This is a genomic window from Ideonella benzenivorans, assembly GCF_020387415.1.
GTDB lineage: Bacteria > Pseudomonadota > Gammaproteobacteria > Burkholderiales > Burkholderiaceae_C > Ideonella > Ideonella benzenivorans.
Genome location: NZ_JAGWCB010000010.1, coordinates 505,316 through 531,336, shown reverse-complemented (window position 1 = coordinate 531,336; position 26,021 = coordinate 505,316). Strand labels below are relative to the sequence as shown.

At 71.0% G+C, this 26,021-nt stretch carries 28 protein-coding genes; 4 read left to right on the top strand and 24 right to left on the bottom strand.

The genetic code is table 11. The features are described 5' to 3' along the window. Positions 1–11: 11 nt before the first annotated feature. The 22 genes from KGA65_RS11175 to KGA65_RS11070 all read right to left on the bottom strand — a co-directional run bounded on the left by KGA65_RS11175 (position 12) and on the right by KGA65_RS11070 (position 20,397). Positions 12–1,034 (bottom strand): NADH-quinone oxidoreductase subunit B family protein, encoded by a 1,023-nt coding sequence (locus tag KGA65_RS11175; RefSeq protein WP_225863188.1) that lies wholly within the window; start codon positions 1,032–1,034, stop codon positions 12–14. Continuing rightward, a complete protein-coding gene (locus KGA65_RS11170) occupies positions 1,031–2,536 on the bottom strand; it encodes a sigma-54-dependent transcriptional regulator (RefSeq protein ID WP_225863187.1) in 1,506 nt (501 codons plus the stop codon). Before KGA65_RS11170 ends, KGA65_RS11175 begins: the two co-directional genes overlap by 4 nt. A gap of 343 nt (positions 2,537–2,879) precedes the next feature. Further along, complete coding sequence (gene hypE / locus KGA65_RS11165) at positions 2,880–3,935, bottom strand: hydrogenase expression/formation protein HypE (RefSeq protein WP_225863186.1); 1,056 nt, start codon at positions 3,933–3,935, stop codon at positions 2,880–2,882. 9 nt (positions 3,936–3,944) lie between these two features. Then, complete coding sequence (gene hypD, locus KGA65_RS11160; protein WP_225863463.1) at positions 3,945–5,087, bottom strand: hydrogenase formation protein HypD; 1,143 nt, start codon at positions 5,085–5,087, stop codon at positions 3,945–3,947. 68 nt (positions 5,088–5,155) lie between these two features. Then, positions 5,156–5,410 (bottom strand): HypC/HybG/HupF family hydrogenase formation chaperone, encoded by a 255-nt coding sequence (locus tag KGA65_RS11155; RefSeq protein WP_225863185.1) that lies wholly within the window; start codon positions 5,408–5,410, stop codon positions 5,156–5,158. Positions 5,411–5,434: 24 nt separating this feature from the next. Beyond that, the gene (hypF, locus tag KGA65_RS11150; RefSeq protein ID WP_225863184.1) at positions 5,435–7,843 is read right to left on the bottom strand and encodes a carbamoyltransferase HypF; all 2,409 of its coding nucleotides are present in this window, start codon (positions 7,841–7,843) and stop codon (positions 5,435–5,437) included. Between the two features lie 33 nt (positions 7,844–7,876). Continuing rightward, on the bottom strand, positions 7,877–8,911 hold the full coding sequence (gene hypB / locus KGA65_RS11145) for a hydrogenase nickel incorporation protein HypB (RefSeq protein WP_225863183.1): 1,035 nt from the start codon (positions 8,909–8,911) through the stop codon (positions 7,877–7,879). 18 nt (positions 8,912–8,929) lie between these two features. Next, positions 8,930–9,274 (bottom strand): hydrogenase maturation nickel metallochaperone HypA, encoded by a 345-nt coding sequence (gene hypA, locus KGA65_RS11140; RefSeq protein WP_225863182.1) that lies wholly within the window; start codon positions 9,272–9,274, stop codon positions 8,930–8,932. Beyond that, a complete protein-coding gene (locus KGA65_RS11135; protein ID WP_225863181.1) occupies positions 9,267–10,370 on the bottom strand; it encodes a hypothetical protein in 1,104 nt (367 codons plus the stop codon). The genes hypA and KGA65_RS11135 overlap by 8 nt, the downstream gene beginning before the upstream one ends. Further along, the gene (gene hybE, locus KGA65_RS11130; RefSeq protein WP_225863180.1) at positions 10,367–10,888 is read right to left on the bottom strand and encodes a [NiFe]-hydrogenase assembly chaperone HybE; all 522 of its coding nucleotides are present in this window, start codon (positions 10,886–10,888) and stop codon (positions 10,367–10,369) included. Before hybE ends, KGA65_RS11135 begins: the two co-directional genes overlap by 4 nt. Continuing rightward, positions 10,885–11,103, bottom strand: a complete 219-nt coding sequence (locus KGA65_RS11125) for a rubredoxin (RefSeq protein ID WP_022981885.1) — start codon at positions 11,101–11,103, stop codon at positions 10,885–10,887. Before KGA65_RS11125 ends, hybE begins: the two co-directional genes overlap by 4 nt. 12 nt (positions 11,104–11,115) lie before the next feature. Then, positions 11,116–12,015 (bottom strand): hydrogenase expression/formation protein, encoded by a 900-nt coding sequence (locus tag KGA65_RS11120; RefSeq protein WP_225863179.1) that lies wholly within the window; start codon positions 12,013–12,015, stop codon positions 11,116–11,118. Positions 12,016–12,034: 19 nt separating this feature from the next. Continuing rightward, entirely contained in the window at positions 12,035–12,523 is a 489-nt protein-coding gene (locus KGA65_RS11115; RefSeq protein WP_225863178.1) for a thioredoxin domain-containing protein, read from the bottom strand. Between the two features lie 45 nt (positions 12,524–12,568). Next, positions 12,569–12,892, bottom strand: coding sequence for a HypC/HybG/HupF family hydrogenase formation chaperone (locus KGA65_RS11110; RefSeq protein WP_225863177.1), 324 nt, complete (start codon positions 12,890–12,892; stop codon positions 12,569–12,571). Positions 12,893–12,903: 11 nt separating this feature from the next. Continuing rightward, complete coding sequence (locus KGA65_RS11105; RefSeq protein ID WP_022981888.1) at positions 12,904–13,596, bottom strand: HyaD/HybD family hydrogenase maturation endopeptidase; 693 nt, start codon at positions 13,594–13,596, stop codon at positions 12,904–12,906. Positions 13,597–13,624: 28 nt separating this feature from the next. Further along, a complete protein-coding gene (locus KGA65_RS11100) occupies positions 13,625–13,978 on the bottom strand; it encodes a HigA family addiction module antitoxin (RefSeq protein WP_225863176.1) in 354 nt (117 codons plus the stop codon). A gap of 7 nt (positions 13,979–13,985) precedes the next feature. After that, positions 13,986–14,720, bottom strand: a complete 735-nt coding sequence (gene cybH, locus KGA65_RS11095) for a Ni/Fe-hydrogenase, b-type cytochrome subunit (RefSeq protein WP_225863175.1) — start codon at positions 14,718–14,720, stop codon at positions 13,986–13,988. Positions 14,721–14,748: 28 nt separating this feature from the next. Continuing rightward, positions 14,749–15,318 carry a HupE/UreJ family protein gene (locus KGA65_RS11090; protein WP_225863174.1) on the bottom strand — a complete coding sequence of 190 codons (570 nt, stop codon included), beginning with the start codon at positions 15,316–15,318 and terminating at the stop codon, positions 14,749–14,751. Between the two features lie 19 nt (positions 15,319–15,337). Continuing rightward, the gene (locus KGA65_RS11085; protein ID WP_225863173.1) at positions 15,338–17,194 is read right to left on the bottom strand and encodes a nickel-dependent hydrogenase large subunit; all 1,857 of its coding nucleotides are present in this window, start codon (positions 17,192–17,194) and stop codon (positions 15,338–15,340) included. Positions 17,195–17,234: 40 nt separating this feature from the next. Next, positions 17,235–18,329: a hydrogenase small subunit gene (locus KGA65_RS11080; RefSeq protein WP_225863172.1), complete on the bottom strand. Its 1,095-nt coding sequence runs from the start codon at positions 18,327–18,329 to the stop codon at positions 17,235–17,237. A gap of 224 nt (positions 18,330–18,553) precedes the next feature. Beyond that, on the bottom strand, positions 18,554–19,369 hold the full coding sequence (locus tag KGA65_RS11075; RefSeq protein ID WP_225863171.1) for an alpha/beta fold hydrolase: 816 nt from the start codon (positions 19,367–19,369) through the stop codon (positions 18,554–18,556). Further along, positions 19,366–20,397 (bottom strand): M14 family zinc carboxypeptidase, encoded by a 1,032-nt coding sequence (locus KGA65_RS11070; RefSeq protein WP_225863170.1) that lies wholly within the window; start codon positions 20,395–20,397, stop codon positions 19,366–19,368. Before KGA65_RS11070 ends, KGA65_RS11075 begins: the two co-directional genes overlap by 4 nt. A 128-nt stretch (positions 20,398–20,525) precedes the next feature. Here KGA65_RS11070 and KGA65_RS20935 point away from each other — a divergent pair, with 128 nt between their 5' ends. Together KGA65_RS20935 and KGA65_RS11065 are read left to right on the top strand one after the other, a co-directional pair. Then, the gene (locus KGA65_RS20935) at positions 20,526–20,654 is read left to right on the top strand and encodes a hypothetical protein (protein WP_255650500.1); all 129 of its coding nucleotides are present in this window, start codon (positions 20,526–20,528) and stop codon (positions 20,652–20,654) included. A gap of 78 nt (positions 20,655–20,732) precedes the next feature. Then, complete coding sequence (locus tag KGA65_RS11065; RefSeq protein ID WP_225863169.1) at positions 20,733–22,037, top strand: esterase-like activity of phytase family protein; 1,305 nt, start codon at positions 20,733–20,735, stop codon at positions 22,035–22,037. 32 nt (positions 22,038–22,069) lie between these two features. Here the strand turns inward: KGA65_RS11065 and KGA65_RS11060 are convergent, their stop codons facing one another. Further along, entirely contained in the window at positions 22,070–22,534 is a 465-nt protein-coding gene (locus KGA65_RS11060) for an outer membrane lipoprotein (protein ID WP_225863168.1), read from the bottom strand. A gap of 146 nt (positions 22,535–22,680) precedes the next feature. Beyond that, on the bottom strand, positions 22,681–23,238 hold the full coding sequence (locus KGA65_RS11055) for an HNH endonuclease (protein WP_225863167.1): 558 nt from the start codon (positions 23,236–23,238) through the stop codon (positions 22,681–22,683). 192 nt (positions 23,239–23,430) lie between these two features. On the opposite strand from KGA65_RS11055, the gene KGA65_RS11050 reads away from it, so the two are divergent. After that, positions 23,431–24,141, top strand: coding sequence for a TetR/AcrR family transcriptional regulator (locus KGA65_RS11050; protein ID WP_225863166.1), 711 nt, complete (start codon positions 23,431–23,433; stop codon positions 24,139–24,141). A gap of 54 nt (positions 24,142–24,195) precedes the next feature. Next, positions 24,196–25,986: an acyl-CoA dehydrogenase C-terminal domain-containing protein gene (locus tag KGA65_RS11045; protein ID WP_225863165.1), complete on the top strand. Its 1,791-nt coding sequence runs from the start codon at positions 24,196–24,198 to the stop codon at positions 25,984–25,986. Positions 25,987–26,021 lie beyond the last annotated feature (35 nt).

The window sequence follows — 26,021 nt, the reverse complement described above, 5'->3', positions numbered from 1 at the left end:
CTGTGGGCGCTTCAGCGGTGGGTCTTGCGGGCGACCGGCGGTACGACGACGTGGTCGGCGGTGGCGTTGCGCTTGACGCGGGCTGGCGTGGCGCTCTTGGACAGCGAGGCCAGCGCCACGAACCAGGCCTTGGGCATGTCGGTGGGCAGGCCCACCGGGATGCCGGCGATCTTGGGCGTGGCGTGGAAGGGGTGGCCGGGGCTCTGGAAGCCCGGTTCGGTGCAGCTGATGCAGGCGTAGCCGCCGCGGGTGCAGCTGCCCTCGCCGTTCCACAGCCGGGTGTTGCAGTCGGCATGGGCCTGGGTGCCCTTGCAGCCCAGGTGTTCCATCATGCAGCCCAGGTCGCTGGGCTTCTCGGCGCTGGCCTTGTACTCGTAGTACTCGTTGCGCGTGCAGCCGTGGTGCACCAGCTGGTCGGCGTACAGGCGGGGGCGGTGCAGGCTGTCCAGGTCTTCCGGGCGCAGCTCCTGGGCGGCCAGGGCCGCCAGCGTGTCGATGACCCAGCCCGGGTGGGTGGGGCAGCCGGCGATGTTGACCACCGGCAGCCCGCCAGCGGCCCGGAAGCCCGGGCCCATCAGGCCGCCGGGGTGCTCGTCTTCGTACTGCAGGCCGCAGGCCTCGCTGGGGTTGCGCCCGCTGGCCACGCCGATGGCGGTGGGCCCGCCCCAGGCGGCGCAGGCGCCCACGGCCACCACGTGGCGGGCCACCTGGGCCAGGTCCTGCACCCAGTGCATCATCGGCCGGCCGGTGCCGGCCAGCAGGTGGAAGCGCCCGCTGCCCTGCGGGCCGCGCAGGATGGCGCCTTCCACGCACAGCACGTCCAGCCGGGTGCGGCCGGTCAGGCAGTCGTCCAGCAGAGCCAGCAGCTCGCTGCCGCTTTCCAGCGAGAGGCTGGGGTGCCACAGCAGGTTCAGGCCGGCGTCGCGCAGCAGGGCGGCAAAGTCGGGCGTGTCGGCGCACAGCAGCGACATGCTGCAGCCGCCGCAGCCGCCGGACTGCAGCCACAGCACGTTCAGGGGTTCGGGCCCGCTCATTTCGTTTCCAGGCCGAAGCGCTGCAGCTTGGCGCGCAGGCCCACGCGCGACAGGCCCAGCTCCTTGGCGGCGTGGGTCTTGTTCCAGCGCAGGCGCAGCATCACTTCGCGCAGCACCATGGCCTCGATGGCGTCCAGCCGCTCCTGCAGCGTGCCGCTGCCGGGCAGGGCCAGGCCGGTGCCGCCGGTGAGCTGCGAGGTGCGCTGGGCATGGGCCGCGCCGGTCTGGCCACCCAGCAGCTTGCGCGAGAAGTCGGTGGCGCGCAGCAGCGGGCCATCGCCCAGGGCCAGGGCCCGCGAAATCTCGTTGCGCAGTTCGCGGATGTTGCCGGGCCAGGGGTAGCCCACCATCACGGCGCGGGCGTCGTCGTCGAACTCGGCCGGCTCGCGGCCCAGCTCGCGGGCCACCGCGTCCAGCAGCGATTCGGCCACCGGCAGGATGTCGCCCGGCCGCTCGCGCAGCGGCGGCACCTGCAGGGTGGCGCCGGCCAGGCGGTAGTACAGGTCCTCGCGGAAGCGGCCGGCGCGCACCTCGTCTTCCAGCTGGCGGTGGGTGGCGGCGATGACGCGCACATCCACCGGCACCGCGCGGGCCGAGCCCACCGGGCGGATCTCGCCTTCCTGCAGCACGCGCAGCAGCTTGACCTGGAAGGCCGGCGAGGTCTCGCCGATTTCGTCGAGGAAGACGGTGCCGCCATCGGCCCGCTGGAACAGGCCGGTGTGGTCTTCCACCGCGCCGGTGAAGGCGCCGCGGCGGTGGCCGAAGAGCTCGCTCTCCAGCAGGGTGTCGGGGATGGCGCCGCAGTTCTCGACCACGAAGGGGCCGTTCTGCCGCGGCGAGGCGTAATGCATGGCGCGGGCCAGCAGTTCCTTGCCGGTGCCGGACTCGCCCAGGATCAGCACCGAGAGGTCGTAGCGCGCCAGGCGCTGGGCGGTGGCGCAGACGCCGTCCAGCGGGCTGCCCTCGGCCCGCACGATGCGGTCGAAGTCGAACACGGCCTTGGCCTCGCGCAGCCGGGTCTGGCGGCGCGCGCGCAGGGCCTGCGGGCCGGCGCGCAGGTCCAGCTCCAGGCGCTGCAGGCCGCGGTGCAGCTGGCTGGCCTCCACCGCGCCCTGCACGGTCTGCAGCAGGTGCTCGGGCACCCAGGGCTTGAGCACGTACTGGTAGATGCCGGCCTCGTTGACGCCGGCGATGATGTCCTCGCTGTCGGCGTAGCCGGAGATGACGATGCGCACGACCTCGGGCCAGCGCTCGCGCACTTCCTTGAGGAACTCGATGCCGGTTTGGCCGGGCATGCGCTGGTCGCACAGCACCACGGCCACCTCGTGGCGCGAGATCAACTGGCGGGCGATGTCGGTGTCGCCGGCGGTGAGCACGCGGAAGTCCTCGTCCAGCGTGCGGCGCATGGCCTCCTGCGAGCGCAGCTCGTCGTCCACCACCAGCACCAGCGGCAGGTCATCACGCGGGTCCATCGCGGCGGCTTGGGGGTCGGGGGCGTTCATGGCTTTGGGGGATGGTAATGCGGGGGCTTCAAAAACAAGCTGGGCCCGGTGTGAGCGCGTGGAAGGGGTGGGGTGATCGGCGCCGCTCATGTCCCCCGACCCGGCAGGGCCGGGTCTCCTCCTTGACTTCGCTCTGCCGATCACCCCACCCCTTCCTGGCACCGTCGGTGGCAGGCCACGGGTTGGCAGGCCGCGACGGTGCCCGGTGAGGGATCCCCAGTCGTCCTGCGCAAGTAAAAGGAGGAGCCCCGGCGCCGCCGGGGCGGGGGACATGGAGCAGAACAGGCCGGTAGCTCCCTCCCGCCGCCACGTCACGCCACACTATCGCCAACAAACAACCACCTCAACAAATCCGAGGCAAAGGCTCCCCCGACAACCAGTCCACCACCCGCTGCCCGCCAAAGCGCGTGCGCATCTGCACGAAGTGGTGGGGGTCTTCCTGCACCGTGCCGATGCGGGCGGCCTTCGCCCCCAGCGGATGGGCGCGCAGCGTGGCCAGCGCCGTGTCGGCCACCTCGGGCGCGACGATGGCGATCAGCTTGCCCTCGTTGGCCAGATACAGCACGTCCAGGCCCAGCAACTCGCAGGCCGCGTCCACCTGGGGCTGGATGGGCAGCAGGGCCTCGTCCAGCATCATGCCCACGCCGGACTGGCGGGCGATCTCGTTGAGCGTGGTGGCCAGGCCGCCGCGGGTGGGGTCGCGCAGCGTGCGCACCGCGCCCTCGGGCACGGCCGCCAGCAGCGCCGCCACCAGCGTGTGCAGCGCCGCGGTGTCGCTCACCACTTCGCTGTCGAAGGCCAGCGATTCGCGCTGCGACAGCACCGCCACGCCGTGGTCGCCCAGCGTGCCGCTGACCAGCACCACATCGCCCGGCCGCGCATTCGCGCCGCCGATGTGCCGGCCCGCCGGCAGCAGCCCCAGGCCGGTGGTGCTGATGAACACGCCGTCGCCATGGCCCTGTTCCACCACCTTGGTGTCGCCGGTCACGATGGGCACGCCGGCCTCGCGCGCCGCGGCGGCCATCGATTCGACGATGCGTTTCAGGTCCGCCAGCGGAAAACCCTCTTCCAGGATGAAGCTGGCCGACAGGGCGGTGGGCGTGGCGCCCATCATGGCCACGTCGTTGACCGTGCCGTGCACCGACAGGCAGCCGATGTCCCCGCCGGGGAAGAACAGCGGCGAGATCACATGGCCGTCGGTGGCCATCACCAGGCGGTGGCCGGGCGGCACGTCCAGCACCGCGCCGTCGTTGCCCGCGCACAGGGCCGGGTTGTCAAAGGCGCGGGCGAACAGCTCCTCGATCAGCTGCAGGCTGGCGCGGCCACCGGCGCCGTGGTTCATGTCCACGCGGCCCTGCTTGAAGTCCAGCGGGCGGATGTAGTCGGTTCTTTGGTTCATGGCAGGGGGTCAGGCGGCGACGATGGCGATGTCTCGGAACCGGCCGTAGGCGTAGTGGGCGGCGCAGGCGCCTTCGGAGGACACCATGCAGGAGCCCATCGGGTTGTCGGGCGTGCAGACGGTGCCGAACAGCTTGCAGTCGGTGGGGCGCTTGACCCCGCGCAGGATGGCGCCGCACTCGCACTGCTTGTGGTCGGCCACCGGGCGGTAGACCAGACCGAAGCGCTTCTCGGCGTCGAAGGCGGCGTAGGCCGGCTTCAGGCGCAGTGCGCTGTAGGCCACCTCGCCCAGGCCGCGCCATTCGAAGCTCTCGCGCAGCTCCAGCACCTCGGCCACCACCGCCTGCGCGGCGTGGTTGCCTTCGCGGCTGACGGCGCGGGTGAACTCGTTTTCCACCTCGGCGCGCCCTTCGTTGACCTGGCGCACCAGCATCAGGATGGCCTGCATCACGTCCAGCGGCTCGAAGCCGGCGATGACCACCGGCTTGCGGTAGTCGCGGGCAAAGGCCTCGTAGGGGGCCGAGCCGATCACGATGCTCACATGGGCCGGACCGACGAAGCCGTCCAGCGCCACCGCGTCGCCCCATTGCTTGGCCTCGGGCGCGTCCAGGATGTGGGCGATGGCGCCGGGCGTCAGCACATGGCAGCACAGCACGCTGAAGTTCTTCAGCCCTTCCTGCGCGGCCTGCTTGACGACCAGCGCGGTGGGCGGCGTGGTGGTCTCGAAGCCGATGGCGAAGAACACCACCTCGCGCTCGGGCTGCTGGCGGGCGATCTTCAGCGCGTCGGCGGCCGAATAGACCATGCGGATGTCCGCCCCGCGGGCCTTGGCCTTCATCATCGACAGGCCCCCGCTGGCAGGCACGCGCATGGTGTCGCCATAGGTGCAGACGATGGCGCCACGTTCCAGCGCCAGGCCGATGGCCTGGTCGATGCGGCCGATGGGCAGCACGCAGACCGGGCAGCCGGGGCCGTGGATCATGCGCAGATTCGGCGGCAGCAGCTCGGCCACGCCGTAGCGGGCGATGGCGTGGGTGTGGCCGCCGCAGAACTCCATGAAGCGGTAGTCGCGTCCGGGTTGCGCCTCGGCGCGGATGCGCGCGCCGATCTGCTGGGCCAGCGCGCCGTCGCGGAATTCGTCCACGTACTTCATGCCGCACACACGGGAGCCTTCGGCTTCGCCTGCGGTGCGAGCGCCCTTCGGGGCGGCCGGGCGGGCGCTCATGCCGCTGCTCCGGTGGGTTGCGAGGCTGGCGCTTGCGAAGCTTCCAGCTCGGCGAACAGGGCCAGCGTGCGCTCGGCCTCTTCGGGGTCCAGCAGGCCGATGGCGTGGCCGACGTGGACGATCACATAGTCCCCGACCTGGGCCTCGGGGGTCAGGGCGATGGAGACGGTCTTGCGCACGCCGCCCAGGTCCACCAGGGCCAGGTCATCGGGCAGGCGCTCCACCACGCGGGAGGGCAGGGCTAGGCACATGGTCGGGGGTCCTTCTCAGCGAAATCAGCGGGAACGGTTCAAGGTGGCCAGCGCCACGGCGGCCTGGCCCAGGCTCAGGCCCCCATCGCCACAGGGGGCCTGGGTGGCCTCGTGCACGGTGAGGCCCAGCGCCTGCAGGGCCGGCACCACGGCCTGGCGCAGCGGGCGGTTGATCCAGCAGCCGCCGCCCAGGGCGACGGTGTCAAGCTGCTGGGCGCGGGCATGGTGGCCCGCCCAGGCCACCAGCGCGGCGGCCAGGCTGGCGTGGAAGCGGGCGGAGGCCTCGGCCTGGGCGGCGGGGGGCTCGACCGCGTGGTCGGCCAGCGCGGTCCACAGGCCGCGCAGGTCCAGCACGCCGTCGGCGTCCAGGGCGAAGGCATCGGCCCAGGGCGTGGCCGGGCCGGGGTGGCGCAGGGCCAGAGCTTCGAGCCGCATCGCGGCCTCGGCCTCGTGGCCGTTGTGGTGCACGCCGGCCAGCAGGGCGGCGGCGGCGTCGAACAGGCGGCCGGCGCTGGCGGTGGCCGGGCAGTTGAGCCGGCGGTCCAGCACCGTGCCCAGCGAGCCGGCCAGCGGCTCGGCCGCGAAGCGCTGGGCGATCTCGCCGCCGCGGCCCAGGATGTGCAGCAGGCCCGCGCCCAGGCGCCAGGGCTCGCGGGCGGCGCGGTCGCCGCCGGGCAGGGGCAATGCAGGCAGGTGGGCCAGGCGGGTGAAGCCGATGCCGGTCCCTTCACGGCGCAGCAGCTCGCCCCCCCAGGGCTGACCGTCGGTGCCCAGGCCCACGCCGTCCAGCACCAGGGCCAGGGCGGGGCCGGCCGGGCCGTGTTCGGCCAGCACCGCGGCCGCATGGGCGTGGTGGTGTTGCACCGGCACGGTGGGCACCTGCCAGGCCTCGGCCAGGGCCTGGGCGTGGGCGGTGCTGAAGAAGTCGGGGTGCAGGTCGTGTGCCACGGCCTGCGGACGCACGCCCAGGAAGTCCTGCAGCCGGGTCACGGCCTCCACCAGGCCCTGCCGGCTGGTCGCGCTGCCCAGGTCGCCCAGGTGGGGCGAGACGAAGGCCTCGTTGCCGCGGGTGAGGCAGACGGTGGCCTTGAGGTAGCCGCCGGTGGCCAGCACCGGGGGCGCATCGGCCGGCACGCCGGGCAGGGCGATGGGCTCGGGCACGTGGCCCCGGGCGCGGCGGATGAAGGGGAAGAACGGCCGGCCCTGGGCGTCGCGGCCCAGCGGGCGGCGCACGCTGTCGTCGGCCCGGGCCAGGATGGCGCGGTCGTGCACCAGCAGCGCGTCGGCCAGGCCCCCCAGCTTGGCCACGGCCTCGGCCTCGTCCACCACCAGCGGCTCGCCGCCGGGGTTGGCGCTGGTCATCAGCAGCAGCATGGGTTGTTCGGTGTGGCGCCAGGCCGGGTCCGCGGGGCGGCCGGCCAGTTCGTGCAGCAGCAGCCAGTGCAGCGGGTTGGACGGCAGCATCAGCCCCCATTCGTCCAGACCGGGGGCGATGGCCGGGTGGGCCGCGGCCACGCCGGGCTGGCAGGGCAGCAGCACGATGGGGCGGGCGGGGCTGGCCAGCAGGGCGGCGCTGTCCTCGTTCAGCTGAACCCAGCGGCGGGCGCTGGCCGCGTTGGTCACCAGCAGGGCGAAGGGCTTGCTGGCGCGCTGCTTGGCCGCGCGCAGGCGCTGCAGCGGCGCGGCCTGGGTGGCATCGGCCACCAGGTGGTAGCCGCCCACGCCCTTGACGGCCAGCACGTGGCCGGCGCGCAGGCGCTGCGCGGCTTCGGCCAGCACGGCGTCGGTGCCCGCTTCGGGTGGGAGCAGCACAGCCCCATCGGGCGCCCACAGCGCGATGCGCGGGCCGCAACGCGGGCAGGCCACCGGCTGGGCGTGGTGGCGCCGGTCCTGCGGGTCGGTGTACTCGGCCGCGCAGTCCGGGCACATCGGGAAGTTGGCCAGCGCGGTGTTCGGCCGGTCGTAGGGCAGGCGCGCCGTGAGCGTGAAGCGCGGGCCGCACTGGGTGCAGTTGATGAAGGGGTGGCGCCAGCGGCGGTCGCCGGGGTTGAACAGCTCGTCCAGGCAGGCGTCGCAGGGGGCGGTGTCGGGCGGCAGCGTGGTGGCCAGTGCCTGGGGGGCCGCGGCGCGGCTGGGCTGGATCACGAAGCCGGCTTCGTCCGGCTGCACCGCCAGCGCTGAGCGCTGCACGCGCTGCACCCGGGCCAGGGGTGGCGGGCTCCGCCGCAGTGCCTCATCGAAGGCGGCCAAGGCCCCGGCGGGGCCCTGCAGCTCGGCCTCCAGGCCCTGGCCGTCGTTGCGCACCCAGCCGCTCAGGGCCAGGCGGCGGGCCTGCTGCGCCACCCAGGGCCGAAAGCCCACGCCCTGCACGGCGCCTTCCACCCGCAAGCGCAGGCGCTGCAGGGTGAGATCGGGGGCGAGCACGGCGTTCATGGGCTTCGGGCGCGGGCAGCTTGCGGCGGGGTGTCAGGCCTTGGCGGCCTGAACTCGCAACTGCGCCTGCAGTTGTGCTTCCAGCTCGGCCACGCGGGCCTTGAGCCGGGCCACTTCGTCGGTGGCGGGCGCGGCGGCGTCGGCCGGGGCCTCCAGCGGCTGCAGCAGCCAGTCCAGCCAGGCGTCCAGGCCTTCGCCGCTGCGGGCCGAGACCAGCAGCACCTCGATGCCCGGGTTCACGCGGCGGGCGTACTCGATGCACTTGGGCACGTCGAAGTCCAGGTGCGGCAGCAGGTCGGTCTTGGTCAGCACCATCAGACGCGCGGCGGCGAACATGTCCGGGTACTTGATGGGCTTGTCCTCGCCCTCGGTGACCGAGAGGATGGCCACCTTGGCACGCTCGCCCAGGTCCCACATGGCGGGGCAGACGAGGTTGCCGACGTTTTCGATGAACAAGACCGCGTCGTGGGGATGGTCATGGTCGCCGTGATCGTGGTCATGTCCATGTGCGTGAGCATGGGCATGGTCATGCAGGGGCAGCTGCGCGAAGGCATCGGCCACCATCTGGGCGTCCAGATGGCAGCCCTTGCCGGTGTTGACCTGGATGGCCGGGGCGCCGGTGGCGCGGATGCGGTCGGCGTCGTTCGAGGTCTGCTGGTCGCCTTCGATCACCGCCACCGGCAGGCCGGCGGCGCGGGTCTTCAGCGCCTCCAGCGTGGCGCACAGCAGGGTGGTCTTGCCCGAGCCGGGGCTGGACACCAGGTTGTAGGCCACCACGCCATGGCCCTCGAAATGGGCCCGGTTCTGCGCAGCCAGGCGGTCGTTCTCGCCCAGCACGGTGGTCTCGATCTGGATGGCGCGGGCCTGGCTCATGCCGGGCACCGAGACCCGGGCGCTGCCGGCGCCGTAGTGCAGGTCGCCGGTGGACGCGGTCACGTGGACATGGTCCTGCGCGTGGGCGTGCTCATGACCCTGGGGATGATCATGCCTGTGTTCGTGCGCATGCCCGTGGTCATGCGGATGGTCATGCTTGTGGGAGGTGTCGGCACAGCCGCAGACGACGCACATGGTGTGTTCTCCTTGCTCTCAGTCCTGCACCAGCAGGTCCACCACCCGCAGCTCGGTGCCGCCAGTGGGTTGTAGTTGAAATCCGCCGCAGTGCGGACAGGGATCGGCCCGGGTCTGGATGGCCACGGTGGTGCCGCAGCGCAGGCACCAGGCCTGGCCGGGCGGCTCCTGGATCACGATCTCGGCACCTTCCAGCGCGCTGCCGGGGGCCAGGGCCTCCAGCGCGAAGCGCAGGGCGCGCACCTCCACGCCGGCCAGCGCGCCGGCCTCCAGCGTGAGCTGCTGCACGCGGGCAAAGCCCTCGCGTTCAGCGGCCTGTTCGACCACGCGCAGGATGCCTCCGGCCAGGCTCATCTCATGCATGGGCCGCTCCTTCGGGCATCTCGATGCTGAACGCGACGCAGGGGTCGAAGGCCACCGCCAGGCGGCGGGCATCATCTTCGTGGGTCACGCCGGCCAGGGCATGGGCCAGCACGCCGTGCGGGTGGAAGTTCCAGTCGGTGGGGGCCAGCACCCGGCAGGCGGCCACCCGGGGGCCGGCCGGGCCGTCGGCCAGCTTCACCCAGTGGATCAGCAGGCCGCGGGCCATCTCCACCCAGGCGATGCCCTGGCCGGGGGCGGGCTGCAGCCGGCCCAGGGTCAGCCAGTCCTCGCCGCCGGGGACGGCCAGGTGCAACAGATCGGTCAGGCGGCTGAGCAGGCGCATCCAGGCATTGTGCGCAGGCAGGGGCGTGCTGTCCCGCTGTCGGGTCCAGGGCCCGGTGTCCGGCACGGCACCTTGCCACTGGGGCAGCGCATGGGATGGCAGTTGCTCCAGCTGCTGGGCCAGCTCCTGGAAGCCGCCCGCCTCCAGCGCCGGCAGAGACAAGGGGCGCGACGGCGTGGCCAGGCGGGCGGCCGGGCCGTGCTGGGCGCGCAGCAGGCGGGCCAGGGCGGTGGTGCCGCCACGGGCCCAGTGCATGGCCCATTCCACCGGGGCCTGCTCCTGCCGGGCCAGCCATTCGCCCACGGGCAGGCCCAGCCAGTGCTTCTCCAGCCAGGCCGGCAGGGCGGCCAGGGCCGCCTGCTGAGCCACCGGGTTGCGCAGGGCGGGGCCCAGCGGGCAATGGACCAGGCTCTGCGTCAGGGCGTCGTCCGCAGCGCTTGGCAGCAGGCGCGGCCAGTCGTGGGCGATGCGCACCAGCTGGTCCCGGGCCGTGGCCACGCGCAGTGCCGCCGCGGCAGCGGGGGCGGGCGACGGGCTGGCCCGGCCCAGGGCCGCTTCCACCGCCATCTGCGCGGCCAGTTGGTGGGCATGGCCGCACAGCGTGAACAGGCTGCCCAGCAGCAGCGGCAGCTCCTCGGGCCGGCGGCCCTGGGTGAGCCGGCCCACCAGCGCCGGGCGGGTGCTGGTGAGGGTGGGGTGGCCCGGGCCGGGGCGCAGCTGCACCTGGCCCACCAGATCAAAGTCGGAGCTCATGGCGTGCCGGGGGGCTGGCCCCGTCCGAACAGGAAGCCGCGACGCGAGGGCGGTGGGGCGCCCACCGGGGCGGCAGACGACACCGGCTGCGCCACGGCCGGGCGCAGCAGCTGCAGCACCTCGTGGGCGGCGGCCAGGGCGCTGGCCTGGTCGGCGAAGTGGTGCATGGGCGAATGCAGCGAGCACAGGGCGTAGCGGGCCAGCGGGCCTTCGCCCAGCAGGGGCTCCTCGGCGCCCAGGCAGCCCACGGCGTGGCCGCCCACCGTCCAGTCGGCCGCCACGCCGGGCGCGGGCAGGCGCTGCGCGTTCTCGGCCATCAGCGGCAGGCGCAGCAGGTTCATGAACCAGGGGGTGATCAGCACGCCCCAGGCCAGACCGGCATCGTCGGGCTCGGGCTCGAAGCCCACGGCCTGCACCGCCAGGCCCGGCTGCAGCAGTGGCAGCCCGGCCATGCGGGTGGCGGCAATGCGCCGGAAGGCCGCCTCCAGCGCCAGGACCCGCGCTGCGAGCAAGCTCATGCCGCGTCCCCGCTCACCACCATGAACTGCTCGGCGTCGCCGTCGCACTGCGGGCAGCGCCAGTGGGCGGGCAGGTCGGTGAAGGCGGTGCCGGGCGGGATCTGCCAGACCGGGTCGCCCTGGTCCGGGTCGTAGACCCACCAGCAGATCTTGCATTCCAGCTTGGCGTGAGCCGGCAGACGGTCCCGATCCCCCAGGTAGCTTCCTTCAAACATGACGTGTGCTCCTCAGCCCTGGGCCACCCAGGCCAGCACCTCGGTCAGCCGCTCCAGGGAGTCGGCCAGGTCCTCGGCGGCGGCGCAGGCCACCTCGGGCAGCTCGGTCACTTCGACGGAGTTGAGGATCACCGTGTCCTGCGAGTTGTAGTACACGACCCGCCAGGTGTGCGGCACCTGGCAGTTGGTGATGCGGCAGTTGCCGTAGCCGCGCGAGAGGATGAGCACCCGGCCGGTGCCCAGCACATGGTCCAGAAAGCCGATGTCCTCGGGGCTGAGCGGCAGCAGGCTGAGGTTGACCACATGGGCCGGCAGTTGGGCGCGCTCGGCCTCGGCATGCAGGCCGAAGCGCTGGCGCTGGTCTTCCAGTTCGGCCAGGATGGGCTGGGCGTTCATCACGCCGGCCGGGGCCGAGAGCAGGTCGGGCCGGCTGCCCAGGGCGTCGGCACGGGCGGCGGCGCGCAGCAGGGCCGGGGCGTCGCCGACCTCGATGGTGTCCTGCACCGTGCCGTCCGCCTCGGTCTGCACCACGCGCCAGACGCCGGCGAACACCGACTCCTGGATGCGGGCTTCGCCCAGGCCCGGCGCGGGCAGCACGCGGGCGGCCACCTCGCCCTCGCCCAGCACCTGGTTGACCAGGGCCAGCTCGGCCTCGCTCAGGCCGGCCAGCGAGACCGGGGCGGCGGCCTGGCCGGCGACGGCGGCCTGCAGCGCGGCTTCGGTGTCGCGCAGCACGCGCAGCGCGCCGTCACGGCCGCGCATCTCCTCCGGCTCGGGGAGGATCGGGCTCTGGTAGGTGGCCATGCCCTGGGGCATGCTGATGTAGTCGAGGGTCTCCTCCTCGATCTGGCTGCCGGGGCCGGCGGCCACGACGGGGATGGGAAAGGGCGCGCGGGTGGAGCTGGGGTTCATGGCGGTTCCAGGAAGGGAATCAGTGGCAGTCGGAGGCGCTGTTGGCGCTGACCTGCGCGCCAACGACGGGGATGCCGATGCCGGGCACGCGGCGGGTCGGGGTGTCCAGCAGCTTCTGCACCGCGGCCAGGTAGTCGGTCCAGTCCAGCATGCCGGCCACCACGCCGACGTACTGGCCGTCGCGCAGGAACAGCAGCGAGGGCCAGCGCGCCACGGCGAAGCGGGCGGCCAGCGTGTCCTCATCGGCGCGGGTGGCCACGCCGATGCCGAAGCGCTGGCCGAAGGCCTTGCGCAGCTCGGGCAGCACCACGGCCACGTCCAGCACCTCGGGGAAGCGCACCGGGTCGCCATGGAAGAACAGTACCTGGTCGCCGGGGCGGGCCAGGAAGTCGGCCAGGGTGGCCTGGCCGACCCAGGTGGCGCCGTGGGCCTCCACTAGGCGGGCCACCAAGGGGGCGGAGCGCTCGGCCGGATCGGCGGCTGGGGTGTCGAGGGTGTCGGTGCTCATGGGGTCTCTCGCGGTGGGTCTGGTTGGGGGTGGCTTCAGCGGCATTCAGCGCGCCTGGCCGGTCAGCGCGGCCAGCTGCTCGGCGCTCCAGGCCGAGGGCAGCTCGAAGCCGGGGTCGTCGGCGGGTGTGGCGGGCAGCAGGGCGGTGTCGCCCATGGCCTGGGCGATCAGGTCCAGCGTGGCGTCGACCTCGGCGGCGCGTTCGGCGCTGATGACCTCGCGCGCGCCGTCGATGAAGACCAGCACCCAGTCGCCGGGGCTGCGCTCGCCTACGAGGGCGGTGTTGACCTCGCGGGTCTCACCGCGGCCAGTGACGGTGGCAAAGCCCGGCCGGGTGGCCAGGACCTGCATGGGCAGTCCGATGCACATGGTGTCGCGCCTCAGGCGGCCGTGCCGCGGGGCGGCATGAAGCGCTCGTCGCCCATGCGGCAGGCGGCTTCGGCGGCGGGACGGCCGGCCTCGTAGGCCTCGATGGACAGGGTGGGCACGGTGACGGCTTCCTCGGCCGAGGGAGCCTGCGCGCGGGGGCGGGGCTGGGCGCCCCAGGCGCGCAGCCGGTCCACGGCCAGCGCGACGGCATCGTCCACCGCCTGGCGCACGCAGGGGCGCAGGCTGCCGCCGTAGTCTTCCAGCTCCTCGGGCTGGCAGCCGATCAGCAGCACCTGCTCGGGGTAGCGCTCGGTCAGCTGGGCCAGCATCAGCACCTCCTGGAAGCCGGTCTGGTGCAGGCTCATCTTCTTGGCGCCCAGGAAGCGCGGCACCTCCTCGTTTTCCACCTGGTGCAGCGTGCCCGGCGCCAGGCCGTAGTCCACCGCGTCCAGGATGAGCAGCTTGCGGGCCGACTGCACATGCTGGATCAGGTACAGGCCCTGGGTGCCGCCGTCCACCAGTTCGACATGGGGCGCGAAGTCCCAGTGCTGCTGCAGGGCCTCGACGCAGCGCACGCCAAAGCCCTCGTCGGCCCACAGCACGTTGCCGATGCCCAGCACGACGATGGGGGCGTCGTCGGCCGGGCTGTCACCGGTGGGGTGACAGGCGGTGTCGGGCAGGTCGGGAGCGGAAGAGGTGTTCATCGCTGGACTCGGAAGGGGGAGGAAGAGGTCAGGCCGCCAGCGCGGGGGCTGGGGCGCGGCTGGGCAGGGCGGCGTGGCGCAGCTGCTTCCAGGCGTGGTAGCTGTCCCAGTCGGCCTGCAGGGCCAGCCAGGTGGCTGCGGGCAGGCCGAAGGCCAGCGCGCAGCGGATCGCGGTGTCGGGCGTCATCGCCCGCTGGCCCTGCACCAGCTCGTGGACCCGGCGGCGGCTGATGCCCAGCCGCCGCGCGGTCTCGCTCTGGCTCAGGCCCAGCGGCACCAGGTAATGGCGCTCCAGGAAGCGCCCCGGGTGCTGTGGTGCGCGCAGCGGCACGCCCGCCGGTGGCGCGGGGGGCGGGCTGCTGGGACGCACGGGCCGGGTCATGTCAGGTTCAGCGCTTGAAGGTCCGGTAGCCCGAGACCATCGTGCTGATGATGCTCTGGCGACCCATGATGTCCTCGCGGATCGCGGCGTACACATGCAGCGTCACGAAGATCACCATGCCCCACATGCCCAGGTGGTGCCAGGTGTGCACGTCCTGGCTCTGGCCCATCAGCGGGATCACCCAGCCGAACAGGTGGCTGGCCCAGGAGTCCATGCCCAGGCCTTCACCGTACATGGCGAAGCCGGTGGCGATCATGAACAGCGTGAACAGGAAGTAGCCGCAGAACATCGCCATCCGGGCCATGGGGTTGTGCCCCACGTACTGGCTGGGCTGGGGAATCAGGAAGGCGTACCACTTGAGCATGGTGATCACCTCCTTCCAGTAGGCCAGGCTGAGCACCGGCAGCGTGAACAGCTCGCGGGCATGGTGGTTGCCGACGATGGCCCAGTAGATCCGGCCCAGCAAGCCGACGGCCAGCACGTAGCCGGCGGTGAAGTGGGCGAAGCGGATGTAGCCCATCAGGAAATGGGCGCTGGCCTCGCCGGGCATCGTCGGCAGCGGGCTGCCGATGAAGTAGCCGGTGATGCACAGCACGGTGATCGCCGTGGCGTTGATCCAGTGCCACAGGCGCACCGGGGCCTCGTAGACGTAGACCGACTTGATCGAGGCGCCGCGGGCGACGGCGCTCGGGTCGGTGCCCGTGGCGTCGCCGGCCGCAGCCGAGGTGGAGCGTGCGTTCATGGTGTCTCCTTGACCCGACGCGGGGCGGTCAGATGCGGACCAGCATCAGCAGGCCGGCCAGGCCCAGGCCGCCGCCCAGCAACTGCCAGACCACGGTCTTGGCCTGGCGCAGGGCCTGACCCAGACCCAGGCCGGCCAGGTGCAGGGCGCTGGTGGTGGCCAGGAAGCCCGCAGCGTAGGCCGCGAAGCTGTGGCCGGCAGGCAGCTCGGCGCCGTGGGCCAGGCCGTGCAGCAGGGCGGCGCAGGCGATCAGGCCCAGGCCGGCGCCGGCGTTCAGCCGGGTGCCCATCACCAGCATGGCGCCGAACATCACCACACTCAGCGCGATGCCGGCTTCCACGCCCGGCAGCACCACCCCGGTCACGCCCAGCAAGGCGCCGACGCTCATGGCGGCCAGGAAGGTCAGCGGGCCCAGCCAGCGGCGGGCGCCGGGCAGGGCCGCGGCGGACCACAGGCCCACGGCGACCATGGCCAGCAGGTGGTCCGGGCCGAAGGGGTGGGCCAGGCCGTCGGCCAGGGTCTCGGCGCCATGGCCCGGGTGGGCCAGGGCCAGCGTGGTGGTGCCCAGCAGGGCGGCAGCGGACAGGATGCGTTTCATGGGGAAATTCCTTGTCTGATCAGCGGACCTTGACGGTGCACATCTCGGAGCCGTCCTCGCTCATCACGTGCGTGGAGCAGGCCAGGCAGGGGTCGAAGCTGTGCAGGGTGCGCAGGATCTCGACCGGCTGCTCGGGGTTGACCATCGGCGTGTTCATCAGCGAGGCCTCGAAGGCACCGATCTGGCCCTTGGCATCGCGTGGCGAGCCGTTCCAGGTGGTGGGCACCACGCACTGGTAGTTCTCGATCTTGCCGTCCTTGATCTTGATCCAGTGGCCCAGCATGCCGCGCGGCGCGGCCACGGTGCCCACGCCCTTGGCCTCCTTGGGCCAGGTGGCCGGGTCCCACTTCTCGACGTTGGCGGTGGCGGTGTCGCCGGCCTTGATGTTGGCCACCAGCTGCTTGAAGTCGTCGTACATCATCTCGCCGGCGTACTGGCCTTCCAGGCAGCGGGCCAGGGTGCGGCCGATGGTGGTGGGCAGCAGCTGCTTGAGGGTGTACTGCGTCTCCGGCAGGCCCAGGGCCTTGGGGATGGCGCTGTTGATCATCTGGGCCGAGAACTCCAGCTGCTCCTTGGGGCGCTGGCAGTACTTGTTGCCCTTGCTGGCGTGGGCATAGGCCAGGATGTAGCGCGACAGCGGGCCCACTTCCACGGCGTGGCCGCGCCAGCGCGGCGACTTGATCCAGGAGTACTTGGCCGATTCGTCGATGTTCTCGATCGCGGTCTTGGTGCCCTTGGTGTTGGCGCCCAGCTTGAAGCTGGGCTCGGTCACGCCGTCCCAGGGGTGCAGGCCCTGGGTTTCGTCGGCGTACTGGTACCAGCTGTGGGTCACGAACTCCTGCACCTGCTCGGGGTCGCGCGGGTCGATCGGCAGGATCTCGTCCCAGTTGCCGTTCAGGATGACGCCGCCGGGCAGCTGCTGGGTGCTGTGGTCGTAGGGCACCTTCTCGTAGGTGCCGTAGTCGGCCACGTTGGTGGCCGACAGGCCGCCGCCGTAGAGCCAGCCCGCCTGCTTGTAGAGCGTGCCGATGGCCAGCACGTCGGGCAGGTAGACGTTCTTGTTGAACTCGATCATCTCCTGGATGCGGGCCTCGACGAAGTTCAGCCGCTCCATGTTGATCGGGGCGCCGGCCGCGCCGGTGCCGTCCAGGTTGATGGCGCAGGGCACGCCGCCGACCAGGTAGTTCGGGTGCGGGTTCTTGCCACCGAAGATGGTGTGCACCTTCACCCATTCCTTCTGCAGGTCCAGCGCCTCCAGGTAGTGGGTGACGGCCATCAGGTTGGCCTCGGCCGGCAGCACATAGGCCTTGGAGCCCCAGTAGCCGTTCATGAAGGGGCCCAACTGGCCGGCTTCGACGAACTTCTTCAGGCGGTTCTGCACGTCGCGGAAGTAGCCCGGCGAGGACAGCGGGTGCGAAGGCGAGACCAGCTGCTGCAGCTCGCTGGTCTTCTTCGGGTCGGCGTTCAGGGCCGAGACCACGTCCACCCAGTCCAGGGCATGCAGGTGGTAGAAGTGCACCGCGTGGTCATGCACCTGCAGCGTCTTGGCCATCATCTCGCGGATGAGGTGCGCGTTCAGCGGGATCTTGATGCCCAGCGCGTCCTCCACGGCGCGCACGCTGGTCAGCGCGTGGCAGCCGGTGCAGACGCCGCAGATGCGTTCGACGAAGGCCCATGCATCGCGCGGGTCGCGGCCCTTGAGGATGACCTCCAGGCCACGCCACATCGTCCCGGTGGAGACGGCGTTGCGGATGATGTTGTCCTTGTCGACGTTCACCTCGCAGCGCATGTGGCCTTCGATGCGGGTGACCGGATCCACCACGATGCGGCGGCCGGTGTTGTCGAGCTTGAAGCCCTGGGTTTCGATGACGCCCATGGAAATTCCTCGGTGATTCTTCGGTGTGGGGTGGCGGCGCTCAGGCGTCGGTGGTCTGGTCGTGCGGGGTGCTCTGGTCGTGCTTGGTGCCCAGGCGCTTGACGGCCGAGGCGGCGGCATGCGCGGCCACCGCGGCCCCCACCACGCCGGCGGCGGTGCCGCCGATCTTGTCGGCCGTGCCCTCGATGCCGAACTGGTGGATGGTGGTCAGGCGGTCGTAGAACGAGCCCTTGTCCCAGAAGCCATCCTCCGAGCAGCCGATGCAGCCGTGGCCAGCCTTGATCGGGAAGCTTGTGCCCTCGTTCCACATCACCGTGGAGCAGGCGTTGTAGGTGGTCGGGCCCTTGCAGCCGACCTTGTAGAGGCAGTAGCCCTTGCGCGCGCTCTCGTCGTCGAAGGCCTCGACGAACTGGCCGGCGTCGAAGTGCGGCCGGCGGTAGCACTTGTCGTGGATGCGCTGGCTGTAGAACATCTTCGGGCGGCCCTGGCGGTCCAGCTCGGGCACCTTGTCGAAGGTGAGCATGTAGGTGATCACGCCGGTCATCACCTCGGCGATCGGCGGGCAGCCGGGCACCTTGATGATGGGCTTGTCAGTGATGACCTTGTGGATGGGCGTGGCCTGCGTGGGGTTGGGCTTGGCGGCCTGCACGCAGCCCCAGCTGGCGCAGGAACCCCAGGCGATCACGGCCTTGCAGTCCTTGGCCACGCGCTGCAGCTTCTCGATGAAGGGCTTGCCCGACTGGATGCAGAACATCCCGTCCTCGTTCAGGGGCGGGTTGCCCTCGACGGCCAGGATGTAGTTGCCCTTGTACTTGGTGATGATCTCGTCGAGGATGGCCTCGGCCTGGTGGCCGGCGGCGGCCATCAGCGTGTCGTCGTAGTCCAGCGAGATCATCGACAGCACCACATCCTTGGCCAGCGGGTGGGCCGAGCGGATGAAGCTCTCGGAGCAACAGGTGCATTCCAGACCGTGCAGCCACAGCACCGGGGTGCGCGGCTTGGTCTCCATGGCGTGGGCGATCTGCGGCACGAAGGCCGGGCCCAGCCCCAGGGAGGTGGCGGTCAGTGAGCAGTACTTGAGGAAGCTGCGGCGTGAAATGCCCTGCCGCCGCATGACCTCGTAAAACGTTTCCATCAGGTTGGCTCCTCGTTGTCGCCCCGCCACCAGGGGGGCTTTGGAACCGGATGGAACTCAAGTCGCGTGCCTGAAACCGGAACCCTGCGGGAAACTCCGGAGGGCTCGGTGGCCCTTACCACTTGAGACAGGTCATTTCCGAAGGGGATTTCCGGCCGTTGGGCCCGGGGCTTCCGCGTGGGGCATGGTCAGTGGCCGTCCGTTCCTGTCCTGAAACTGGAAAGTCACTGGTCGGCGGGGGCCTCGGCCTGCAGCCAGTGCCGGACCTGTTCGATCAGCCAGTCCGGCGCGTCCAGCGGCAGGTCGTGGCCGGCCTCGGGGTGGATGCGCAGCGGGCAGCCCCATGCGCGGGCCAGGGCCGCGCTGCAGGCGGGGTTCACCAGACGGTCACCGCCGCCCGACAGCAGCAGCAGTGGCACCGAGGGCGGTGTGGCGGGCGGGCGGTAGCGCAGGGCCGCCGCCAGCTGGCGCAGCGCATTGGCCCGGCTCACCGGCTGGCGCTGGCGCAGCCGCACCCAGTCGGCTTGTGTGGCGGCGGCCCCGGGGCTGCGGGTGTGCAGCGGCGCGGTGATGGCCAGCAGATGCTGCTCCCAGTCCTCGGCCGAGCTGGGTTGGATGCTGCGTCGCAGCAGGCCGGCATAGCGGGCGGGCCGCAGACGCTGCCAGAAGGGGCTGTGGCCCCGCAGGCTGGTGTTGACCAGCACGGCCGCCGCCAGCTCCCGTGGATGGCGCTGGGCCCAGTCGCAGCTGACCATGGCTCCCAGCGACAGGGCCAGCACGCCCACCGGCTCGCTGCCCAGGGCCACGCCCTGGGCCCGCAGGTCCCGCCGCAGCGCTTCGGTCAGCCCGCCCACCGTGGCGGGGCTGCGCTCGGCCCAGCGCGCGCCGTTGCCCGGCCAGTCGGGCACCAGCACCCGGCGACCCGGCCAGGCCGCCTGCCAGCGGGCGGGGAAGTCCCCCCAGTGGCCGGCGCCGCGGGTCAGGCCGCGCAGCAGCACCCAGGTGGTGGGAAGAAGGGGCGGCGGCGGCACGGGGCTCATGGGATGGGCAGGCGGTACCAGCGGTCCAGGGCCTGGGCGGCGTGGGCGTCCCGCGCCGGGCCGTCGGGCAGCCAGTGGGGGGCGCCCAGCGCGGCGCGGGCCAGGAAGTCCAGCAGCAGGTGGTGGCGGCGCAGCACCCGCTGCTGGCGGTGGGCGATCAGCGGGTTGAACATGCCCTGGCGGCTGAAGAACTGGCGCGGGTTCTTCTTGACCCACAGCCAGGAGCCCATTTCCAGTGTCAGCGCCAGGAAGATCTGCTCGGGGTGCTCGCGGCGCACCTGCAGCGTCAGGTGGTCCCACAGGTCGCCGTGGGTGCGGTACTGGCGGCTTTGCGGCTCCACCACGTAGGGGTGGTGGCGCAGGCTCTGGTCGAACAGCTGCACCAGCGCATGCAGTTCGGGCAGGTGGTCGATGGGCAAGGCGGTGTGGGCATAGGGAAACCACAGCCGGTCGCGCAGGCCGAAGCCGGAATGGCAGTCCACCGCGATGGCCAGCGGCCGGCCGAACAGCTCGCGGGCGATGAAGTCGCACAGGGCCTGGCTCTCGGCCTCCATCGGGGCGCCGGCCGGGCCACGGTACCAGGGCAGCACCGGGCTCAGCCGGTGGCCGGCCAGCAGGACGGGGGCCGGGGCTTTCGCCTCGACCGGGGCGTTGCGCATCAGGTCCACCCCGCGCGGGTTGGCGCGGGTGCCGCGCAGCAGGCCGCCCGGGTTGACCACCGGCACGAACACCAGCCTCAGGCGGCTCAGCTGGTGCTGCAGCGACACATCCCAGGGCAGACGGGCCACCAGGTTGCGCAGGTAGGACAACACGACCTCGGTGCCGATGCGCTCCAGCCCGTGCACACCGCCCACATAGGCCACCGCCGGGCAGGCCGGATCGGCATTGCCCAGCGTCAGCCCCCACAGCGGCAGGGTGTGCCCCTGGGCCTGAACCTGGCCCAGCGAATGCAATTCGACGGCCGCCCCAGCCTGCTGGGCCAGGGTCTGCAGTTCGCGCAAAGAGGACAGGGGCAGGGAAGCGGCCATGGGCGAGATCCTTCTGTGGAAGGATCCGGGCGGTGCGGAAGGCGCCAGCCTAGGCAGGCCGTGTGTCACGGCCGTGTCATGCGGCCCCCCTACGGTGGCGCCTGTCGCTGTCATCGAAAGGCCACGCCATGAACCCACCCCTGTTGCGTCGCACCGTGTGCTGGCTGTTCATCGGGGTGGCCTGGCTGGCCGGTGCACGGGAGTGCCTGGCCCTTTGGCGGGCCCGCCGTGTCGAGCGGCAGCTGGGCTGCTCCTGATGGGCTGACCGCGTTTCACCGGCCCGTCACCCCGGGCCCCGAGCATGGCTGGACTTCAATCCAACCAGGGAGTTCACCATGCATCCACTTCACAAGCGCCTGTGGCCACTGGCCGCCGCCCTGCTGGTCACCGCTGGCGCGGCCCAGGCCAGCGAGCTGGTCGGTTTTGCCAGCCTGCCGGCCGACACCTTCTCGCCCGGCCCGACCTCCGGCCAGTTCGTCAGTTCGGCCAATGGCCGCACGCTGCCGCTGGTGAACCAGCAGCCGGTGCAGGGCTTCTCGGCCGTGCTGCCGGGGCCGCGTCCAGGCACCTTCCGCGTCATGCCGGACAACGGCTTTGGCACCCAGGCCAATTCGCCGGACGCGGTGCTGCGGGTCTATGCCGTGGAGCCGGATTTCCGCCGCTGGAACGGCCGCAGCGTGGCCGGCACCGGTGCCGTGCGCCCGGTGGATGTGGACAGCGGGCGTCGTCTGACCCATTTCAGCGCGCGCAGCCACATCACGCTGTCCGACCCGTTCAGTCGCCTGGGCTTCACCGAGATCAACCAGCTGCAGGCCTATCCCTATGCCGGCAGCGGGGCCGGCCAGGCCGGCATCCCGGTGGATGCGCGCATCCGGGCCGGGCACTGGCTGACCGGCGCCGATCTGGACATCGAGTCCATGCGGGTGGACCACCACGGCCACTACTGGTTCGGTGAGGAATTCGGCCCCTTCCTGGTCAAGACCGATGCCCGGGGCCGCGTGCTGCGCCGCGAGGTGCCGATGGCCGGCGTGATGTCGCCCGACAGCCCCTACCTGGGCAGCGCCACGCCCACGCTGGGTGGCTCCCGGGGCTTCGAGGGCATGGCCATCAACCGGGCGGGCACGACGCTGTTCACGCTCCTGGAAGGCACCGTGACCGGGGACCCGGCGCGCACGCTGCGCATCAATGCCTTTGACGTGGACCAGGAGGCCTACACCGGCCAACAGTGGTGCTACGCGCTGGAACCGCAGGGCACCAACATCGGCGACATGACGGCGGTGAACGACCACCAGTTCCTGGTGATCGAGCGCAACGGCACCGAGGAGCTGCGCTTCAAGAAGATCTTCCTGATCGACCTGAACCAGCGCGATGGGCAGGGCTGCGTGGCCAAGCGGGAGGTGGTGGACCTGATGTCCATCCAGGATCCGCACGACCTGAACCAGGACGGGCAGACCCTGTTCACCTTCCCCTTCGTCACCATCGAGGATGTGCTGGTGATGGACGCCCGCACGCTGCTGGTGATGAACGACAACAACTACCCCGGCAGCAGCAAGACGGCCGGCGTGCCCGACCCGAACGAGTTCCTGCTGGTGCAGCTGGACGCGCCGCTGCCGGTGGAGGACACGGCCCCGCTGCGCTGAGCAGCCAGGGCCGCGCCGGGCGGTTCAGCGCCTCAACGCTGGATCGCCGGCGCCCGGGTGACGCGGGCCTTGCCACCGGTGGTGACGATGGTCACCGCGTCACCCGGGTTCAGGACTTCGGAGCCCTTGGCCTGGACGATGGCGCGGCGGTCGCCGTTGCGCAGCTGCACGACGATCTCGTAGGCATCTTCCTTGGTCACACCGCGTTCAATGGCGTTGCCGACCACGGCGCCCGCCACGGCGCCGATCACGCCGCCGATGGCCGAGGAGCGCGGGCCGCCGATGTTGGAGCCCGCCACGCCGCCCACCACAGCACCTGAGACGCCGCCGACGCCGCTCTGGGTGCCATCTACCGTCACCGGGCGGATGCTGAGGATGGTGCCGTCCTGCACGTTGGACATGCGCTGGGCATCTCCGCGCTGGATGACATCCGGGCTGGTGGTGGTACAGGCGGCCAGGGTGGCGGCCGTCATCAGGGCGAGGGCAAGACGTTTCATGTTGTGGCGTGATGGAGAGGATTCGGAACAGCCAACGGGGAAACCGCGGCACCCGTTGACAGGGTCACATGGTGCACGGACCCTCCGTCAGCCCGTGTGGGGGCACAGGTAAAGACTTGTTGCCCGCCGGGAAGTTCAATCCGGCGTTAATCGTGCAGCCGGCTGTTGCGGGGTACGCTGGCCAGCAGGAATTCCATCTGGTCGGCCAGGATGCGCCGCCCGCGCAGGATCATGTCCTCGTGCAGGCTGGGGACGTAGGGCAGGTAGAGCAGGCTCATGTGCACCTCCTCCGGCAGCCGGTTGCCCTTGTGGCCGTTGCAACCCCGGCAGGCGGTGATGCAGTTCATCCAGCTGTCGGCGCCGCCCCGCGAGACGGGGATGATGTGCTCGCGCGTCAGGTCGTCCGGGGCGAAATACGCGCCACAGTAGGCGCAGACATAGCGGTCGCGGGCGAACAGCTTGGGATTGGTCAGCGCCGGTGTCACCCGCCAGGCGCGCGACGGCACCGCTCCGCGCACCGCGATGATCGGGTGCACCTCAATGCGGGATGGCAAGCCCGTGGCGCGCTGCACACCGCCGCGCATCACATGGCAGGCCTCGCCCAAGGTCCAGGCAATGGCGTCACTGGCGTAAAGAGTGGCGGCTTCCTTGACCGTCACCCACGCCTGGGGGCGCCCCGACACGTCCAGCTGCAACACATCCATGATGTGGCCGACTCCTTCAACCGCTGAGCATAGCGCGGCGAGCATGACAGGCTCAAGCGCAGACGTGGTGCATTTGTCAAATCGGTGCCAACCCATCCCGTCATTCAGGGCGGTGGGGACCCCGGGTAATCCCGATGCGCTTTTACGAAAAATCTGCAAAATAGCACGACCGTTCGTTTCATAATCAGCGCCGTGACGACCGACACCGCCTCCCGCCGCCACACCGGCAACCGCACCCTCCACAAGGGCCAGCAGACCCGCGCCACCATCCTGGAAGCGGCGCTGGGCCTGGCCTCACACATGGGGCTGGAGGGCCTGTCCATCGGGGCGCTGGCCGAAGTGACCGGCATGAGCAAGTCGGGCGTGTTCGCCCACTTCGGCTCCCGCGAAGAGCTGCAGATCTCCGTCATCCGCGAATATCACACGAAGTTCGAGGAAGAGGTGTTTTTTCCGGCGTTGCGCGAGCCGCGTGGCCTGCCGCGCCTGCGCGCCCTGTTCGAGAACTGGGTGCGCCGCGTCTCCAAGGAGCTGGACTCCGGCTGCATCTACATCAGTGGCGCGGTCGAGTTCGACGACCGGCCCGGCCCGGTGCGCGATGCGCTGGCGGCCATGGTGCTGGCCTGGCACAACGCGCTGGCCCGCGCCATCCGCCTGGCGGTCGACGAAGGCCAGCTGCGCGCCGATGTCGATGTCTCGCAGATCCTGTTCGAGGTGCATGGCCTGATCCTGGCGCTGCACCACGACGCCCGTTTCCTGCGTCTTCCCAATGCGGTCGAGCGTGCCCGCAGGGGGTTTGACCGCATCCTGGCCGATTACGCCCTGCCGTCCACGTCCGCACCGCGGGCCGGGGCGCAGGCGTCGCCGGCCCCCGCTGCTGCTCCGGCTGCCCGCAAGCGCCGCTGAGCCGCATCCCCTTTCTTTCTGTTCTCTGTCCGCCCGGTCCTTCAGGAGAGTTCCATGCCCCAGTACAACCCGCCCCTGCGTGACATGCAGTTCGTGCTGCACGAGCTGTTCGATGTCGTCAGCGAGTTCAAGGAGATCCCCGAGTTCGCCGAGGTGGATGCCGACACCATCAACGCCGTGCTGGAAGAAGGCGGCAAGTTCGCCTCCCAGGTGGTGTTTCCGCTGAACATCACCGGCGATGCCGAAGGCTGCGCGCTGGACAAGACCACCCACGAGGTGACCCCGCCCAAGGGCTTCAAGGAAGCCTACGCCCAGTACGTCGAAGGCGGCTGGCCGGCGCTGTCCTGCGACCCCGAGTACGGTGGCCAGGGCCTGCCGCACACCATCAACCAGGGCTTCTACGAGATGCTCAACAGCGCCAACCAGGCCTGGACGATGTACCCCGGCCTGAGCCACGGCGCCTACGAGGCCCTGCACGCGCACGGCACCGACGAGCAGAAGAAGACCTACCTGCCCAAGCTGGTCAGCGGCGAGTGGACCGGCACCATGTGTCTGACCGAGCCGCACTGCGGCACGGACCTGGGCCTGCTGCGCACCAAGGCCGAGCCGCTGGCCGACGGCAGCTACAAGATCACCGGCCAGAAGATCTTCATCTCGGCTGGCGAGCACAACATGGTCGAGAACATCGTCCACCTGGTGCTGGCCCGCCTGCCGGACGCGCCGGCCGGCTCCAAGGGCATCTCGCTGTTCGTGGTGCCCAAGTTCAAGGTCAACGCCGATGGCTCGCTGGGCGAGCGCAACCCGATCTACTGCGGCGGCCTGGAGCACAAGATGGGCATCCACGCCAACGCCACCTGCCAGATGATCCTGGACGGCGCCGTGGGCACCCTGGTCGGCCAGCCCCACAAGGGCCTGCAGGCCATGTTCGTGATGATGAACGCCGCCCGCCTGGGCGTGGGCATGCAGTCGCTGGGCCTGACCGAAGTGGCCTACCAGAACGCCGTGGTCTACGCCAAGGACCGCCTGCAGATGCGCGCCCTGTCGGGCCCCAAGGCCCCGGAGAAGGCGGCCGACCCGATCATCGTGCACCCCGACGTGCGCAAGATGCTGCTGACCGCCCGCGCCTATGCCGAGGGCGCCCGCGCCCTGGCCACCTACACCGTCATCCAGCTGGACAAGGAACTCAAGCACCCGGACGCCGAGGTGCGCGCCGAGGCCGCCGATGAAGTCGCCCTGCTGACCCCGATCATCAAGGCCTTCATCACCGACAACGGCTGGATCGCCACCTCGCACTGCATGCAGGTCTATGGCGGCCACGGCTTCATCCACGAGTGGGGCATGGAGCAGTACGTCCGCGACGCCCGCATCAACATGATCTACGAAGGCACGAACACCGTGCAGTCGCTGGACCTGCTGGGCCGCAAGGTGCTGGCCGACAACGGCAAGAAGCTCAAGAAGCTGGGCAAGAAGATCGCCGAGTTCGTCGAGGACCAGGGCGTCTACGAAGAGATGCAGGAATTCGTCAACCCGCTGGCCGACCTGGGCGACAAGGTCACCAAGCTGACGATGGAAGTGGGCATGAAGGCCATGGGCAACGCCGACGAGGTGGGTGCCGCGGCCGTGGACTATCTGCGCGTGGTCGGTCACCTGACCTTCGCCTACATGTTCGCCCGCATGGCCAAGATCGCGCTGGCCAAGAAGGACAGCGGCGACCCGTTCTACACCGCCAAGCTGGCCACCGCCCGCTTCTACTTCGCCAAGCTGCTGCCCGAGACGGCCAGCCTGATCCGCACCTGCCGCGCGGGCCTGGCGCCGCTGACGGCGATGGACGAAGCGCTGTTCTGAGCGCGGCCGGTTCCCGCATCCCCAAGGAGACAAGC

What these genes read in the sequence shown, in the direction of transcription:
- KGA65_RS11175 (WP_225863188.1), bottom strand. Translation starts at nt 1,034, where the DNA reads ATGAGCGGGCCCGAACCCCTGAACGTGCTGTGGCTGCAGTCCGGCGGC.
- KGA65_RS11170 (WP_225863187.1), bottom strand. Translation starts at nt 2,536, where the DNA reads ATGAACGCCCCCGACCCCCAAGCCGCCGCGATGGACCCGCGTGATGAC.
- hypE (WP_225863186.1), bottom strand. Translation starts at nt 3,935, where the DNA reads ATGAACCAAAGAACCGACTACATCCGCCCGCTGGACTTCAAGCAGGGC.
- hypD (WP_225863463.1), bottom strand. Translation starts at nt 5,087, where the DNA reads ATGAAGTACGTGGACGAATTCCGCGACGGCGCGCTGGCCCAGCAGATC.
- KGA65_RS11155 (WP_225863185.1), bottom strand. Translation starts at nt 5,410, where the DNA reads ATGTGCCTAGCCCTGCCCTCCCGCGTGGTGGAGCGCCTGCCCGATGAC.
- hypF (WP_225863184.1), bottom strand. Translation starts at nt 7,843, where the DNA reads ATGAACGCCGTGCTCGCCCCCGATCTCACCCTGCAGCGCCTGCGCTTG.
- hypB (WP_225863183.1), bottom strand. Translation starts at nt 8,911, where the DNA reads ATGTGCGTCGTCTGCGGCTGTGCCGACACCTCCCACAAGCATGACCAT.
- hypA (WP_225863182.1), bottom strand. Translation starts at nt 9,274, where the DNA reads ATGCATGAGATGAGCCTGGCCGGAGGCATCCTGCGCGTGGTCGAACAG.
- KGA65_RS11135 (WP_225863181.1), bottom strand. Translation starts at nt 10,370, where the DNA reads ATGAGCTCCGACTTTGATCTGGTGGGCCAGGTGCAGCTGCGCCCCGGC.
- hybE (WP_225863180.1), bottom strand. Translation starts at nt 10,888, where the DNA reads ATGAGCTTGCTCGCAGCGCGGGTCCTGGCGCTGGAGGCGGCCTTCCGG.
- KGA65_RS11125 (WP_022981885.1), bottom strand. Translation starts at nt 11,103, where the DNA reads ATGTTTGAAGGAAGCTACCTGGGGGATCGGGACCGTCTGCCGGCTCAC.
- KGA65_RS11120 (WP_225863179.1), bottom strand. Translation starts at nt 12,015, where the DNA reads ATGAACCCCAGCTCCACCCGCGCGCCCTTTCCCATCCCCGTCGTGGCC.
- KGA65_RS11115 (WP_225863178.1), bottom strand. Translation starts at nt 12,523, where the DNA reads ATGAGCACCGACACCCTCGACACCCCAGCCGCCGATCCGGCCGAGCGC.
- KGA65_RS11110 (WP_225863177.1), bottom strand. Translation starts at nt 12,892, where the DNA reads ATGTGCATCGGACTGCCCATGCAGGTCCTGGCCACCCGGCCGGGCTTT.
- KGA65_RS11105 (WP_022981888.1), bottom strand. Translation starts at nt 13,596, where the DNA reads ATGAACACCTCTTCCGCTCCCGACCTGCCCGACACCGCCTGTCACCCC.
- KGA65_RS11100 (WP_225863176.1), bottom strand. Translation starts at nt 13,978, where the DNA reads ATGACCCGGCCCGTGCGTCCCAGCAGCCCGCCCCCCGCGCCACCGGCG.
- cybH (WP_225863175.1), bottom strand. Translation starts at nt 14,720, where the DNA reads ATGAACGCACGCTCCACCTCGGCTGCGGCCGGCGACGCCACGGGCACC.
- KGA65_RS11090 (WP_225863174.1), bottom strand. Translation starts at nt 15,318, where the DNA reads ATGAAACGCATCCTGTCCGCTGCCGCCCTGCTGGGCACCACCACGCTG.
- KGA65_RS11085 (WP_225863173.1), bottom strand. Translation starts at nt 17,194, where the DNA reads ATGGGCGTCATCGAAACCCAGGGCTTCAAGCTCGACAACACCGGCCGC.
- KGA65_RS11080 (WP_225863172.1), bottom strand. Translation starts at nt 18,329, where the DNA reads ATGGAAACGTTTTACGAGGTCATGCGGCGGCAGGGCATTTCACGCCGC.
- KGA65_RS11075 (WP_225863171.1), bottom strand. Translation starts at nt 19,369, where the DNA reads ATGAGCCCCGTGCCGCCGCCGCCCCTTCTTCCCACCACCTGGGTGCTG.
- KGA65_RS11070 (WP_225863170.1), bottom strand. Translation starts at nt 20,397, where the DNA reads ATGGCCGCTTCCCTGCCCCTGTCCTCTTTGCGCGAACTGCAGACCCTG.
- KGA65_RS20935 (WP_255650500.1), top strand. Translation starts at nt 20,526, where the DNA reads ATGAACCCACCCCTGTTGCGTCGCACCGTGTGCTGGCTGTTCATCGGG.
- KGA65_RS11065 (WP_225863169.1), top strand. Translation starts at nt 20,733, where the DNA reads ATGCATCCACTTCACAAGCGCCTGTGGCCACTGGCCGCCGCCCTGCTG.
- KGA65_RS11060 (WP_225863168.1), bottom strand. Translation starts at nt 22,534, where the DNA reads ATGAAACGTCTTGCCCTCGCCCTGATGACGGCCGCCACCCTGGCCGCC.
- KGA65_RS11055 (WP_225863167.1), bottom strand. Translation starts at nt 23,238, where the DNA reads ATGGATGTGTTGCAGCTGGACGTGTCGGGGCGCCCCCAGGCGTGGGTG.
- KGA65_RS11045 (WP_225863165.1), top strand. Translation starts at nt 24,196, where the DNA reads ATGCCCCAGTACAACCCGCCCCTGCGTGACATGCAGTTCGTGCTGCAC.